Source organism: Streptomyces cyaneus (assembly GCF_004028635.1).
Classification (GTDB): domain Bacteria; phylum Actinomycetota; class Actinomycetes; order Streptomycetales; family Streptomycetaceae; genus Streptomyces; species Streptomyces cyaneus.
The window spans coordinates 19,230-32,017 of sequence record NZ_RQJW01000006.1 but is presented as its reverse complement, the minus strand read 5'-3'; the positions used below and the strand labels follow the sequence as shown (position 1 = coordinate 32,017).

Below are 12,788 nucleotides of genomic sequence, written 5' to 3'. Positions count from 1 at the left end.
CTCGTTTACTGGCTTACTCGCTTACTCGCCGAGCAGGCGCCGCACCCGCTCCTGCCCCACCGCCAGCAGCAGCGTAGGCAGTCGCGGACCCGTGTCCCGACCCACCAGCAGGTGGTAGAGCAGCGCGAAGAACGTGCGCTGGGCGGTCTTGATCTCGGCCGGCAGCTCCTTGGGCGTGGCGTCCGCGGAGAACCCGGCCTGGACCTTGGGCACGCCGTACACGAGGTGGGTGAGCCCGTCCAGCGACCAGTGCGACTCCAGCCCGTCGAGGAGCAGCCGCAGCGACTGCTGGGACGCCTCGTCGAGGGACTTCAGCAGTTCGACGTCGGGCTCGTCGCGCACAATGGTCCGCTGGTCGGCGGGCACCTGCGTGTTGATCCACGCCTCGGCCTTGTCGTACCGGGGACGGGCCTCGTCGAGCGAGCCCAGCGGGTTCTCCGGGTCCAGCTCGGAGAGGATCCGCAGCGCCTGGTCCTGGTGCCCGGCGGTGATGTCGGCGACGGACGCGAGGGTCCGGTACGGCAGCGGCCGCACCGTCCTCGGCAGCTCGCCACCGGCCGTGCGCACCGCGCGGGAGTGCGCGGCGACGTCGGCCGGAAGGGCGGACCCGTCGGCGACCTTCCCGTCCAGCTTGTCCCACTCGTCGTAGAGCCGCTGGATCTCCTGGTCGAAGGCGATCTTGAAGGACTGGTTGGGCCGGCGCCGGGCGTACAGCCAGCGCAGGAGCTGCGGCTCCATGATCTTCAGCGCGTCGCCGGGAGTGGGCACCCCACCCTTGGAGGACGACATCTTCGCCATGCCGCTGATGCCGACGAAGGCGTACATGGGCCCGATGGGCTGCTTGCCACCGAAGATCCCGACGATCTGCCCGCCGACCTGGAACGAAGACCCCGGCGACGAGTGGTCGACCCCGCTCGGCTCGAAGACGACGCCCTCGTACGCCCACCGCATGGGCCAGTCGACCTTCCAGACCAGCTTGCCGCGGTTGAACTCATTCAGCCGGACGGTCTCGGCGAAGCCGCACTCGTTGCAGGTGTACGACAGCTCGGTGGTGTCGTCGACGTAGGAGGTGACGGTGGTGAGGTCCTTCTCGCAGTTGCCGCAGTAGGGCTTGTACGGGAAGTACCCGGCGGAGCCGGAGCTGCCGTCGTCCTCGGCGGCCGCCCCCGACCCCTCGGCGGCCTCCAGCTCGGCCTCGTCGACCGGCTTCTGCGACTTCTTGGCGCCGACCTTGGGCTTGGTGCGGTACTGGGCGAGAACGGCGTCGATGTCGCCCCGGTGCTTCATGGCGTGCAGGACCTGCTCCCGGTACACGCCCGAGGTGTACTGCGCGGTCTGGCTGATCCCGTCGAACTCCACGCCCAGCTCGGCGAGCGCCTCGACCATCGCCGCCTTGAAGTGCTCGGCCCAGTTCGGGTACGCGGAGCCCTTGGGGGCCGGGACGGAGGTCAGCGGCTTGCCGATGTGCTGCGCCCACTCGTCCTTGTCGACCCCGGGGATGCCCTCGGGCACCTTGCGGTACCGGTCGTAGTCGTCCCAGGAGATCAGGTGCCGGACCTGGTGTCCGCGCCGCCGGATCTCGTCGGCGACCAGGTGCGGGGTCATGACCTCGCGCAGGTTGCCGAGGTGGATGGGGCCGGAGGGGGAGAGTCCGGACGCGACGACGACCGGTTTGCCCGGGGCCCGACGCTCCGACTCCTCGATGACCTCATCCGCGAAACGGGAGACCCAGTCGGTGGTCTCGGTGCTCTGAGCCACGATCGGCACGTCCTTCTTTCTCCAGGGCAGCCGTACGGTCAACGGCTGGCGCCCTCATTGTCCCAGCAAGGACGTCAACCACGAAAACGCCTTTACACGACCGCCCCCCGATAGGCGGCGCAGCCGCCTATCGGGGGCGCGGGGAACTGCGCGACAAGCCCCCACCGCCCCGCACCCGGGCACGAAGCCGGAAAACCCCTTTGCGGCCCCGTGGGATACTGACCACGTCTACCAATCCACGAGGAGAACGGCTCCCACCCCATGACCTCGGTCACGTCGCTCACCGATCAAGTCCAGCAGCGTCTCGCGAACGCCCTCTCGGCCACCCGGCCGGAGGCCGACGCGGACCCGTTGCTGCGACGTAGCGACAGGGCCGACTTCCAAGCCAACGGGATCCTGGCGCTCGCCAAGAAGGCCAAGTCGAACCCTCGGGAGCTGGCGACGCAGGTCGTCGGCAACATCGTCACCGGTGATGTGATCAAGGACGTCGAGGTCTCCGGCCCCGGCTTCCTGAACATCACGGTCTCCGACAAGGCGATCACAGAGAACCTCGCGGCGCGCCACGCGGACACCGAACGCCTCGGCGTCCCCCACAAGGACACCCCCGGCGTCACGGTCGTCGACTACGCCCAGCCCAACGTGGCCAAGGAGATGCACGTCGGCCACCTGAGGTCCGCGGTGATCGGCGACGCCCTGCGCGCCATGCTCGACTTCACCGGCGAGAAGACGATCGGCCGCCACCACATCGGCGACTGGGGCACCCAGTTCGGCATGCTCATCCAGTACCTGTTCGAGCACCCCGGCGAGCTGGCCCCGCCGGAGGACGTCGACGGCGAGCAGGCCATGTCGAACCTCAACCGGGTGTACAAGGCGTCGCGTGCCGTCTTCGACGCGGACGAGGAGTTCAAGGAGCGGGCCCGCAAGCGGGTCGTCGCCCTGCAGTCCGGCGACAAGGAGACCCTCGAGCTGTGGCAGCAGTTCGTGGACGAGTCGAAGGTCTACTTCAACTCGGTCTTCGAGAAGCTGGACATGGAGGTCCGCGACGAGGAGATCGTCGGCGAGTCCGCGTACAACGAGGGCATGCCCGAGACCGCCCGCCTCCTGGAGGAGATGGGCGTCGCGGTGCGCTCCGAGGGCGCGCTCGTGGTGTTCTTCGACGAGATCCGCGGCAAGGACGACCAGCCGGTGCCGCTGATCGTGCAGAAGGCCGACGGCGGCTTCGGCTACGCGGCCTCCGACCTGACCGCGATCCGCAACCGTGTCTTCGACCTGCACGCGACGACGCTGCTGTACGTGGTGGACGTACGCCAGTCGCTCCACTTCAAGATGGTCTTCGAGACGGCCCGCCGGGCCGGCTGGCTGACCGAGCACGTCACCGCGCACAACATGGGCTACGGCACGGTGCTCGGCGCGGACGGCAAGCCGTTCAAGACGCGTGAGGGCGAGACCGTACGGCTGGAGGACCTGCTGGACGAGGCCGTGCAGCGGGCCGCCGAGGTCGTACGGGAGAAGGCGCAGGACCTCACCGAGGGCGAGATCCAGGAGCGGGCCGCGCAGGTCGGCATCGGTGCCGTGAAGTACGCGGACCTGTCGACGTCGCCGAACCGGGACTACAAGTTCGACCTGGACCAGATGGTGTCGCTGAACGGCGACACGAGCGTGTACCTGCAGTACGCGTACGCCCGGATCCAGTCGATCCTGCGCAAGGCGGGCGAGACGAAGCCGGCCGCGCACCCCGAGCTCGAACTCGCCCCGGCGGAGCGGGCGCTCGGTCTGCACCTGGACGCGTTCGGCGACACGGTCTTCGAGGCGGCCGCGGAGTACGCCCCGCACAAGCTGGCCGCGTACCTGTACCAGCTGGCGTCGCTGTACACGTCGTTCTACGACAAGTGCCCGGTGCTGAAGGCGGAGACGCCCGCGCAGGTGGAGAACCGCCTGTTCCTGTGCGACCTGACGGCCCGCACCCTCCACCAGGGCATGGCCCTGCTGGGCATCCGGACGCCCGAGCGGCTCTGAGGCCGCCCGGGCCGTCCGGTCTGCTCAGCAGGGGTAGAAGACGCTCGCGTCGTTGGCGAAGCGCTTGAACGCGGCGCGGGTGTTCGGCCCCGGGTCCCCGTCGATCCTGTCGCGGTAGTCCCAGCCGTGCTTCAGCATGCGCTGCAGCGCCATGACCGTGTTGGGGCCGGGGTCGCCGTCGATGGTGTCGTTGTAGTCCCAGTACTTCTTGAAGAAGCGCTGGAACGCCTTCCAGCTGTTCGTGCCCAGCTTGCCGTCGATGGAGTCCCGGTACTTGGCGGTGTCGTCCTGCTTCAGGAAGCACTGGACGTTCTTGGCCTGCTGGCTGCTCAGGCCGAAGTTCTGCACCGCCTGGACGGTGATGCTCTGGAGGCTCACCGCCGGCTCGGCGGCCGGCTGGGACGCCGCGAAGCCGGTACCCGCGGCCGCCACCGTTCCGGCGGCGAGCCCGACGACGGCGGTAAGGCTGACGACGGTCCTCGTCAACACGTTCGGTCGCATGCTTTCCCCTCGGGTCGTGGGGCGGCACCTGATGTGCCGCCGGCTGACGACACGACAGTGCGGGGCGGACGGCGAGGGTTGCCACAGTTGCCGCGGAAGTGACGTCGTCGTGGGACGCCTCACTCGCTGACCTGCGCAGACGCCAGCCGGTGGGACGGCACGGCGGGACGGCTGTGGCGGCCGGTGGCCGATTCCGTACCGGTGCGGGAACCGGCTGCCGGTGCGGTCCGTGGATGCTGATGCAGAATGCGACGGGGCACGGGGGACGCCGACCACGGACCGCGGGCCCGAACCATGAACGCGAGTGGGGGGAACATGTCGCGTTGGGCAGCGCTGCCCGCGGAACTGGATCCGCGCGTACGGCAGTTGGTGGTGCGGTTACGCCGCCTGAAGGATCACAGCGGGCTGAGCCTGCGGCAGCTGGCGGCAAGGACGGGCTACAGCCAGAAGTCCTGGGAACGGTATCTGGGCGGCAGGTCGCTGCCTCCCCGGGAGGCCGTCGAGGCGCTGGCCCGGGTCGGGGGTGAGGAGCCGACGCGCTTACTGGCGTTGCACGAGGTCGCCACGGAGGTGTGGGGGAAGCGGCGCGGGGCGGCGACCTCGGCGGCGCAGGCGCCCGTGCCGGAAGCGGAGGCGACCCGGCCGGAGCTCCTCTCGGCCGACGCCACCGGGACGCGGTCGCCCGGCCGTTCGCTGCGCATCGCATTGGTGGCGGGGGCAGTGGCGCTGGTGCTGGCCGTCTCCACGGCCGTCTTCCTCGTCGTACGACTGACAGGCCACGACGAGGAGCGACCGACGGCTCCCCTCGCCGCGACCGCCACGTCGGCCTCCGCGTCGGCATCTGCGCCGGCATCCGCGTCGGCCTCGCGGTCGGCGCCCCCGGAAGGCCCGACGTACACCTGCCGCATCGAGCGGATCGACGGCCGCTGGTACGCGGGCAACAGCCGCACTCAGGACGCCGTCGTCGCCGACGGCCACGCCGGGCCTGAGGTGGCCGAGGCGCAGTGTCTGTTGCGCCGGGCGGGCATCTCACCGGGCGGCATCGACGGGATCTTCGGTCCGATGACGGAACGCGCGGTCAAGCAGGTGCAGAAGCGGGCGGGGCTGGTCGTGGACGGCATCGTCGGGCCGCACACCTGGAAGGCCCTACGGGGATGACGGCGCCGTCGCCGGAACGGACCCGACTGTCCGCCGCCCTACGGGAACTGAAGGCACGCACCGGCCTGAGCCTGGCCGGCCTCGCGGCGAAGACCGCGTTCAGCAAGTCGTCCTGGGACCGCTACCTCAACGGCAGGACGCTGCCACCGCGCGACGCGGTACAGGAGCTGTGCCGCCTCGCCGGCCAGCCGGAGGGGCGCTGTCTGGCCCTGTGGGAGATCGCGGAGTCGGAGGGCAGCGGACGGAGCGGGCCGGCGGCGCCACGGACGCGATCCGCATCGCCGACCGCGGCCCTGGCCACGGTCTCGTCCTCACCTCCATGTCCGACCGCGACGCCGCCTCCGACGCCCCCGCCGACCCCGACCCCGACGCCGATACTTGCTCCAGCCCCGGCCCCGGCTCCGGCTCCTCGGGAAGCCATGCACACCGGTAGCGCCACGCCCACCGGCAACAGCGTCGCCGGCGACACCGCCGTACACCGCGGTGCGGCGGCCGTGGCGGTGCTCGCGTCGGTGTGTGCCGTGGCCGTCGGGGGTGTGGCGGCGGTGGCCCTGCTGCTGCCGCACCGGGACGGCGAACCGCGGTCGTCGCTGACCCCGGCCCCGGCCGCGACCGGGCCGCGCTGCCGGGGAGCGGTCTGCGAGGGCAAGAGCCCGATGCAGATGATCTGCGCCGCCGGGCCGACCACCCTCGCCGCGCGCCGCACCGCCGACGGCGCCTGGATCGAACTGCGCTACAGCGAGGAGTGCGAGGCGAGTTGGGCCCGGATGTGGGGGACGCGCATCGGCGACCGGATCGAGATGACGGCAGGCGGTCGGGACGGCCGTGCGGCTGGCCCCCGCAGCGCGGAGGTCCGGAACACCGGCGACGCGGAGTCCTACGTCTACACCCCCATGACCGCGACTCGTCCCGGAACCGTCGTCCGGGCCTGCTTCCGACCGGCGGCGGGCGGCGAGGGCGACTGCGTCGAGGCCCGTGTGGGCGAGTGAGGGCGCTGCTCATTGTCAGTGCCGCCGCCTACAGTTCACCGACATGGCGACACTTCCGAACCCTCTGCCGAGGCTCGCGTCCCTCGGTCTGCAACTCCCGCCCGGCGCCCTGGTCGACGCGACCGACGACGGGGCGTGGCACGAGCCGCTGCTGTGGCTGGCGGACGGCCCGGCGGCTCCCGGCGACTGGGCCACGCTCCGGCGGACGGCACCCGCCGTGGGCCTGCTCCCGGTCGTCCTCGACGTCGGCGCCGGCCACGGCGGGCCGGAGCTGTGGGAGTTGATGCCCGCCGAGATGTCGTACCCCGGGGACCATGACGCCGAGGAGGTGCTGGAGGAGTTCTGGGACGAGTGCGCGGAGGAGGACGCGGACTGGCCCGGCCTGCTCGACACCGAGCGCACCGACGCCGCCACGGGCCTCGAAGACACCGCCACCGACCCCGAATCCGTCGCCTCCGACGTCGTGGACTCCCTCCTCGACGGCCGTGCCCCCCTCAAGGACCCCCGTCTCGCCCTCGTCCCGGCCCGCCGCAGCGCCGACATCCCCACGGCCATCGGCTGGCTGGGTCCGGCGAACCACGAGAACGACACCGGCCGCCTGTCCGCGGTGCTCCGCTCCTGGGAGGACCGGTTCGGCATACGAACCGTCGCCCTCGGCTTCGACACCCTGCTGGTGTCCGTCGCCGCACCGCCCACCACCCTCGCCGAGGCGGAGGCGCTGGCCGCCGAGCACTTCGCGTTCTGCCCGGACAACATCTGGCAGGGCAGCGACACGACACTCACCGCGTACGCCGAACACCAGCTCCTCAACCAGCCGGCCTGGCACTTCTGGTGGGACTGACGGGCTGACGGGCCTTTGACGAGACTGGCAGGGCTGACGGGCCGCAGAGCTCTCAGGTCAATAGCCGCATCCCCTCAGGTACTTCGATCCCGAACTCCTCCTCCAACAGCCGCCGCGCCTGAGCCTCCTCCGTCACCTCCCGCTCGACGACCGCCCCGTCCACCCGCGTCTCGGTGAGAAGCGGGCCGTTGAGGAGGAGGTGGCGTTCGGCGGTGACGCTCTGGACGTAGACGCGCTGGGTGAAGGGCGAGCGCGGGTTGGTCCCGATGTGCCAGTTGATGACCTCGAAGTCGGGCTCCTCGAACGGCTCCAGCGTGAACGCGTACTGGTCCGTCCAGTCGTCCTTCGCCCGGTCGTGGGCCTGGAGCAGCCACAGCTGAAGCGGCCCGTCGTGCGGCGCGTGGACGAGCCGGTGCCGGCGCTCCGCGTCCCGGAACTCGACACCGGCCGTCAGCGGCACCGGCTCCAGCAGTGCGCCGATCGCGCCGAAGCCGACGTCCGCGAGATACGGCTGCGGATCGCCGGGGGCCTCGACGAGCAGCGCCATGTGGGTGCGTGGGCGGCTCTCGATGCGGTCGGCGCCCACGACGACGCGCGCGGCCAGTCGCGTCACCGTGAAGCCAAGCGCCTTCAACGCGCACGCGAACAGCGTGTTGTGCTCGTAGCAGTAGCCGCCGCGCCGACTGTGCACCAGCTTGGCCATCAGATCGGCCGGGTCGAGGGACGGCGCCGTACGCCTGAGGGCGTCCAGGTTCTCGAACGGAATGGCCCGCATGTGCGCCAGATGCACTCCCCGCAGCGTCGCCGCGTCGGCCCGCCGCTCCCCCTCCCAACCGATCCGCCGGAGATACACGTCGAGATCGAACCCCATGGTGTCGGACATGGCTTCACCTTAGGAACACGCGCCCCGCCCCGTCTGCCGCCCGGAGCCCGACCCGTCCTGGGCCCTTGGCCCTAGGACCGCAGCCCCACAGCCCCGCGGCCCTCGCTACCCCCGCAGCCCCTCCCCCAGTCGCTTCAGCCCCTCCCCGATCTCCTCCGGCGTCTGCGTCACGAAGCACAGCCGCAGCGTCGACCGGTCGGGCTCACCGGCGTAGAAGGGCGCGCCAGGGACGTAGGCGACATCCTGCTGCACCACCTTCGGCAACAGGGCCGTCGTGTCGTACGACTCCGGCAGGCGAGCCCAGAGGAACATGCCGCCCTCGGGCCGGTTCCAGGTGGAGCCTTCCGGGAGGGCCCCGGGCAGGCCGGCCAGCATGGCGTCGCGGCGTTCGCGGTAGGCGTCCCTGACCCGGGCCACGTGTGCGTCGAGGCCGGTGAGGTAGCGGGCGGCGGCGAGCTGGTTGAGGGTCGGGGTGTGCAGGTCGGCGGCCTGTTTGGCGACCACGCAACCGCGCCGCAGGTCGACGGGCGCGCGCAGCCAGCCCAGGCGTATCCCCGGCGCCATCACCTTGGAGAAGGAGCCGAGCAGCGCCGTACGGTCCTCCGCGCCCGGGTACGAGGCGATCCAGGGCACGCGCTCGCCCTCGTAGCGGAGTTCGCCGTACGGGTCGTCCTCGACGATCCACAGCCCGCACCGCGCGGCGACCTCCGCGACGGCTGCCCTGCGCTCGGCGGGCAGGGTTCTGCCGGTGGGGTTCTGGAACGTGGGCACGGTGTAGAAGAGCTTCGGCCGCTCCCGCGCCACCAGTTCCTCCAGTGCGAGCGGATCCACCCCGTCCGCATCGCCCGGCACGGCCACCACCCGGGCTCCCGCGAGGCCGAAGACCTGAAGTGCCGCCAGATAGCAGGGGTCTTCGACCAGGACCGTGTCCCCCGGTTCCAGCAGTGCGGTGGCCAGCAGCGACAGGCCCTGCTGGGAGCCGCTGGTGATGAGCAGGTCGCCGGCGTCCGTCACCAGCCCGCGCGCGGACATACGTGCGGCGAGCCCGCCCCGCAGGCTCGGCTCGCCCTCCGTGGTGGAGTACTGCAGGGCGTGCGCCGGCGTCTCGGCGAACACATCCTGGAAGGCGGCCGCGATGCCCTCCCGGTCGAACAGCTCCGGCGCCGGCAGGCCGCCCGCGAAGTTGATCACCTCGGGACGAGCGGTGACAGCGAGGATGTCCCGCACCGGCGATCCGCCCACCGCCCCGGTCCGCGCCGCGAACGGCGGCACGGCGGCGGTGGCAGTGGCGGTGTCGGTGGCGACGGCGGTGGCAGGGCGGCGGGGCGCGGGCTCAATGACGTTCACGACACGGCTCCTTGGGCTGCGACGGCGTGGGGGGCGACGGCTCGTGCCGGGCAGCCTAGAGAACTACGTGCCACCTACAAGCGACTTTCCGGGATACGGACCACACCGCCTCGCACACCCGGCCTGACCCCCCACACCCGCAGACCTCACCGCCCCGCACACAGGGAGCGGCACCCCGCGTCCACCACTGCGGGGCGTCCCACGCCGGACCGCCGGGACCTGGCATCACTACAGGTCAGCGGCCGTCCCACCACTCGGGCGTCCCGAATTCCCCGCCGAAGGTGGCGACCGGCACGGATGATCACGCAGGCTGGGCCCCGACCCCAATCCCCGCCCCACACCCAAGGAGAGGGCCACCCATGTCGGCGTCCGCACCCCCCGCCCGTCACCCCCGCGTCCGGCTGCTCGCCGCCACGCTGGTGGCGATCGCCGCCCTCACGCTCACCGCGTGCGAGGACGGCCACGGCCTGCGCGACGAGGGCCCGTCGAAGCCGACGAGCCCCACGGCCACAGCGCCCACGACACCGCCCCCGTCCGACGGACGGTGACAGTCCGCCGTAATACGCGCGCTGTTACTGCCGTCCCAGCTTCTGCGCAGCCTCCGTCGCCCAGTAGGTGAGGATGTTGCGCGCACCCGCCCGCTTGATGCCGGTCAGCGTCTCGAAGATCGCCCGGTCCCGGTCGATCCAGCCCTTCTCGGCGGCGGCCTCGATCATCGAGTACTCGCCGGAGATCTGATAGGCGGCGACCGGCACGTCCACCGCGTCGGCGACCCGCGCCAGGATGTCGAGGTAGGGCCCGGCCGGCTTGACCATCACCATGTCGGCGCCCTCCTCCAGGTCGAGGGCGAGCTCGCGCAGGGACTCCCGCGCATTCGCCGGATCCTGCTGATAGGTCTTGCGGTCACCCTGCAGCGAGGAGGCGACGGCCTCCCGGAAGGGCCCGTAGAAGGCGGAGGCGTACTTGGCGGTGTAGGCGAGGATGGCGACATCCTCACGCCCGATCTGATCGAGGGCGTCCCGAACGATCCCGATCTGCCCGTCCATCATCCCGCTGGGCCCCACGACATGAGCACCGGCGTCGGCCTGCACCTGCGCCATCTCGGCGTACCGTTCGAGGGTCGCGTCGTTGTCGACACGCCCTTCGTCATCGAGCACTCCGCAATGCCCGTGATCGGTGGTCTCGTCGAGGCACAGGTCGGACATGACGAGAAGCTCGTCCCCCACCTCGGCCCGCACGTCCCGGATGGCGACCTGAAGAATCCCGTCCGGATCGGTACCGGGCGTCCCGAGGGCGTCCTTCTTCTCCTCCTCGGGCACCCCGAAGAGCATGATCCCGGAGATGCCGGCCGCCACTGCCTCCGCAGCCGCCTTCTTCAGGCTGTCCCGCGTGTGCTGGACCACGCCCGGCATGGCGGCGATGGGCACCGGCTCACTGACGCCCTCGCGCACGAAGGCCGGGAGGATGAAGTCGGCGGGGTGCAGCCTGGTCTCGGCGACCATGCGCCGCATGACGGGGCTGGTCCGCAGACGCCGCGGCCGCGTGCCGGGGAAGGATCCGTACGTCGTCATGCCACCTACGCTACGCCCGCCCCGACAGCACCTTTGCCGACGAGCCGTCGGCACGGGAGCACCCTGTCGGCGACCCGCATGCGCGCCCCCGCCCACCGGGTCCATCCTGAAGAAAAGGCCTCAAGGACCCCACCAGAGCCAAGCTGGGCTCCCACTTGCCCCTCCCTCGAACGCTGTACGCGCACCACGGAGGACGCGATGCCCGCCACCCACCATCTCCACCAGACCCCCGACCTCTTCGCCCTCTCCGACCTCCGCGGCCCGGTCCTGCGCCCCGGCGAAGACGGCTACGCCGACGAGGTCACCGGCTTCAACCTGGCCGCGTTGCACACGCCCGACGTGGTCGTGGGCGCGACAGGCACCGACGACATCGTGGCGGCCCTGCGCTGGGCGTCGGCCACCGGCACCCCGGTCGCGGTCCAGGCTACGGGCCACGGCGCGAACTTCCCGATAGACCACGGCCTGCTGATCAACACGACCCGCATGACGGACGTACGCATCGACCCGGACCAGCGCGTGGCAACCGTCGCGGCGGGCGCGAAGTGGCGGCACGTCCTGGAAGCGGCCGCACCACACGGCCTCGCCGCGCTCTCCGGCACGTCCACGGACGCGGGCGCGGTCGGGTACACGCTGGGCGGCGGGCTGCCCGTCCTGGGCCGGGCGTACGGCTACGCGGCCGACCTGGTCCGTTCCTTCCACGTCGTCACGCCCGACGGCACGCTCCGCGAGAGCGACCCCGACCAGGAGCCGGAGCTGTTCTGGGCACTGCGCGGCGGCAAGGGCAACGTGGGCGTGGTGACCTCCATGACCTTCGAGCTCCTGCCCCTCCCCACGATCCTCGGCGGCGGCGTCTACTTCCCCGGCGAGCACACCGAGGCCGTCCTGCGCGCATGGACCGACTGGACCAGGACACTCCCGGACGAAATGTGCAGCGCCTTCACCCTCCTACGGCTGCCCCCCATCCCGGAGATCCCCGAACCCCTCCGCGGCGGCTTCTGGGCCCGCGTCGCGATCGCCTGGCCCGGAGACCCGGCCGAGGGAGAACGCCTGCTGGCCCCGATCCGCGCGGCGGCACCGGTGGCGGTCGACACGGTGGAGGAAATGCCGTACGCGGCCCTGGACCGCATCCACCTGGAGCCGCAGGACCCGCTGCCCGCCCGAGAGTCGTGCACCCTGATGCGCGACCTCACCCCTGACGCCATCCGTACGTTCCTGGACCAGGTCGGGCCCGAGGTCCCCGACTGCCCCCTGCTCCTGGTGGAGATCCGCCATATGGGCGGCGCCCTGGCCCGCCCCGCCCGCCAGGACGACGCCATCTGCGCCCGGGACGCGAACTACCTCCTGGAAGCGATAGGCGTCCTGGCCGCCCCACCCGCGGCGGAGGCCATAGAACAGGCCACCACATCCCTGCACAGGGCGATGGCCCCCTACGGCACAGGCCGCACAATGATCAACATCCACGGCACCCCGGGCAACGCCTCCGACCGAGCCCGAGCCTGGACCCCAGAGGTCTACGACCGCCTACGCCAGGACAAGTCGACGTACGACCCATCCAACCTGCTCCGCTTCGGCCACACGGTCACCACGTAAACGGGAGCTCATCCGTCGTTTGAGGACGAGTTCACTGCGGTGGCGGTCACTACCCGGCGCCGGTCGGCATCATCCAGCCCATCCGGCGTTTGAGAACGAGCAGGGCCATCCCGATCCCCCACCCACCCGCAGGG

General features: G+C 71.3%; 12 protein-coding genes and 1 pseudogene. 8 read left to right on the top strand and 5 right to left on the bottom strand.

Going from position 1 to position 12,788, the window contains the following annotated elements; genetic code table 11:
- Positions 1-21 precede the first annotated feature (21 nt).
- Positions 22-1,767 (bottom strand): lysine--tRNA ligase, encoded by a 1,746-nt coding sequence (gene lysS / locus EHO50_RS22155; protein WP_128433461.1) that lies wholly within the window; start codon positions 1,765-1,767, stop codon positions 22-24.
- Positions 1,768-2,019: 252 nt separating this feature from the next.
- On the opposite strand from lysS, the gene argS reads away from it, so the two are divergent.
- On the top strand, positions 2,020-3,774 hold the full coding sequence (gene argS / locus EHO50_RS22150; RefSeq protein WP_128432662.1) for an arginine--tRNA ligase: 1,755 nt from the start codon (positions 2,020-2,022) through the stop codon (positions 3,772-3,774).
- 24 nt (positions 3,775-3,798) lie between these two features.
- Here argS and EHO50_RS22145 read toward each other — a convergent pair whose 3' ends face one another.
- Complete coding sequence (locus EHO50_RS22145) at positions 3,799-4,275, bottom strand: peptidoglycan-binding domain-containing protein (RefSeq protein ID WP_128432660.1); 477 nt, start codon at positions 4,273-4,275, stop codon at positions 3,799-3,801.
- Positions 4,276-4,590: 315 nt separating this feature from the next.
- Between EHO50_RS22145 and EHO50_RS22140 the strand changes: the two genes are divergently transcribed.
- The 5 genes and pseudogenes from EHO50_RS22140 (at position 4,591) to EHO50_RS22130 (ending at position 7,263) form a co-directional block, all read left to right on the top strand.
- Positions 4,591-5,433 (top strand): peptidoglycan-binding protein, encoded by an 843-nt coding sequence (locus tag EHO50_RS22140; RefSeq protein WP_128432658.1) that lies wholly within the window; start codon positions 4,591-4,593, stop codon positions 5,431-5,433.
- Positions 5,430-5,615: pseudogene (locus EHO50_RS46080) on the top strand (helix-turn-helix domain-containing protein); the annotation flags it as partial. The gene EHO50_RS22140 and the pseudogene EHO50_RS46080, both read left to right, overlap by 4 nt.
- Before the next feature lie 29 nt (positions 5,616-5,644).
- A complete protein-coding gene (locus EHO50_RS46075) occupies positions 5,645-5,866 on the top strand; it encodes a hypothetical protein (protein ID WP_425472258.1) in 222 nt (73 codons plus the stop codon).
- Entirely contained in the window at positions 5,853-6,422 is a 570-nt protein-coding gene (locus tag EHO50_RS46070) for a DUF2690 domain-containing protein (protein ID WP_425472256.1), read from the top strand. The genes EHO50_RS46075 and EHO50_RS46070 overlap by 14 nt, the downstream gene beginning before the upstream one ends.
- 43 nt (positions 6,423-6,465) lie before the next feature.
- On the top strand, positions 6,466-7,263 hold the full coding sequence (locus tag EHO50_RS22130; protein WP_128432654.1) for a DUF4253 domain-containing protein: 798 nt from the start codon (positions 6,466-6,468) through the stop codon (positions 7,261-7,263).
- Between the two features lie 52 nt (positions 7,264-7,315).
- On the opposite strand, the gene EHO50_RS22125 is transcribed toward EHO50_RS22130, so the two are convergent.
- On the bottom strand, positions 7,316-8,146 hold the full coding sequence (locus EHO50_RS22125; protein WP_128432652.1) for an arylamine N-acetyltransferase family protein: 831 nt from the start codon (positions 8,144-8,146) through the stop codon (positions 7,316-7,318).
- 105 nt (positions 8,147-8,251) lie between these two features.
- Positions 8,252-9,484 (bottom strand): aminotransferase-like domain-containing protein, encoded by a 1,233-nt coding sequence (locus EHO50_RS22120; RefSeq protein WP_128433460.1) that lies wholly within the window; start codon positions 9,482-9,484, stop codon positions 8,252-8,254.
- A 368-nt stretch (positions 9,485-9,852) separates the two neighbouring features.
- Here EHO50_RS22120 and EHO50_RS22115 point away from each other — a divergent pair, with 368 nt between their 5' ends.
- Entirely contained in the window at positions 9,853-10,041 is a 189-nt protein-coding gene (locus EHO50_RS22115) for a hypothetical protein (RefSeq protein WP_128432649.1), read from the top strand.
- A 24-nt stretch (positions 10,042-10,065) separates the two neighbouring features.
- On the opposite strand, the gene hemB is transcribed toward EHO50_RS22115, so the two are convergent.
- A complete protein-coding gene (gene hemB / locus EHO50_RS22110; RefSeq protein WP_128432647.1) occupies positions 10,066-11,064 on the bottom strand; it encodes a porphobilinogen synthase in 999 nt (332 codons plus the stop codon).
- A gap of 198 nt (positions 11,065-11,262) precedes the next feature.
- Here hemB and EHO50_RS22105 point away from each other — a divergent pair, with 198 nt between their 5' ends.
- On the top strand, positions 11,263-12,654 hold the full coding sequence (locus EHO50_RS22105) for an FAD-binding oxidoreductase (RefSeq protein WP_128432645.1): 1,392 nt from the start codon (positions 11,263-11,265) through the stop codon (positions 12,652-12,654).
- Positions 12,655-12,788: the final 134 nt, after the last annotated feature.

Coding starts and splice junctions, on each gene's coding strand:
- EHO50_RS22140 (WP_128432658.1), top strand. CDS start 4,591: ATGTCGCGTTGGGCAGCGCTGCCCGCGGAACTGGATCCGCGCGTACGG.
- EHO50_RS22105 (WP_128432645.1), top strand. CDS start 11,263: ATGCCCGCCACCCACCATCTCCACCAGACCCCCGACCTCTTCGCCCTC.
- EHO50_RS22145 (WP_128432660.1), bottom strand. CDS start 4,275: ATGCGACCGAACGTGTTGACGAGGACCGTCGTCAGCCTTACCGCCGTC.
- hemB (WP_128432647.1), bottom strand. CDS start 11,064: ATGACGACGTACGGATCCTTCCCCGGCACGCGGCCGCGGCGTCTGCGG.
- EHO50_RS22125 (WP_128432652.1), bottom strand. CDS start 8,146: ATGTCCGACACCATGGGGTTCGATCTCGACGTGTATCTCCGGCGGATC.
- argS (WP_128432662.1), top strand. CDS start 2,020: ATGACCTCGGTCACGTCGCTCACCGATCAAGTCCAGCAGCGTCTCGCG.
- EHO50_RS22130 (WP_128432654.1), top strand. CDS start 6,466: ATGGCGACACTTCCGAACCCTCTGCCGAGGCTCGCGTCCCTCGGTCTG.
- EHO50_RS22115 (WP_128432649.1), top strand. CDS start 9,853: ATGTCGGCGTCCGCACCCCCCGCCCGTCACCCCCGCGTCCGGCTGCTC.
- EHO50_RS46070 (WP_425472256.1), top strand. CDS start 5,853: ATGCACACCGGTAGCGCCACGCCCACCGGCAACAGCGTCGCCGGCGAC.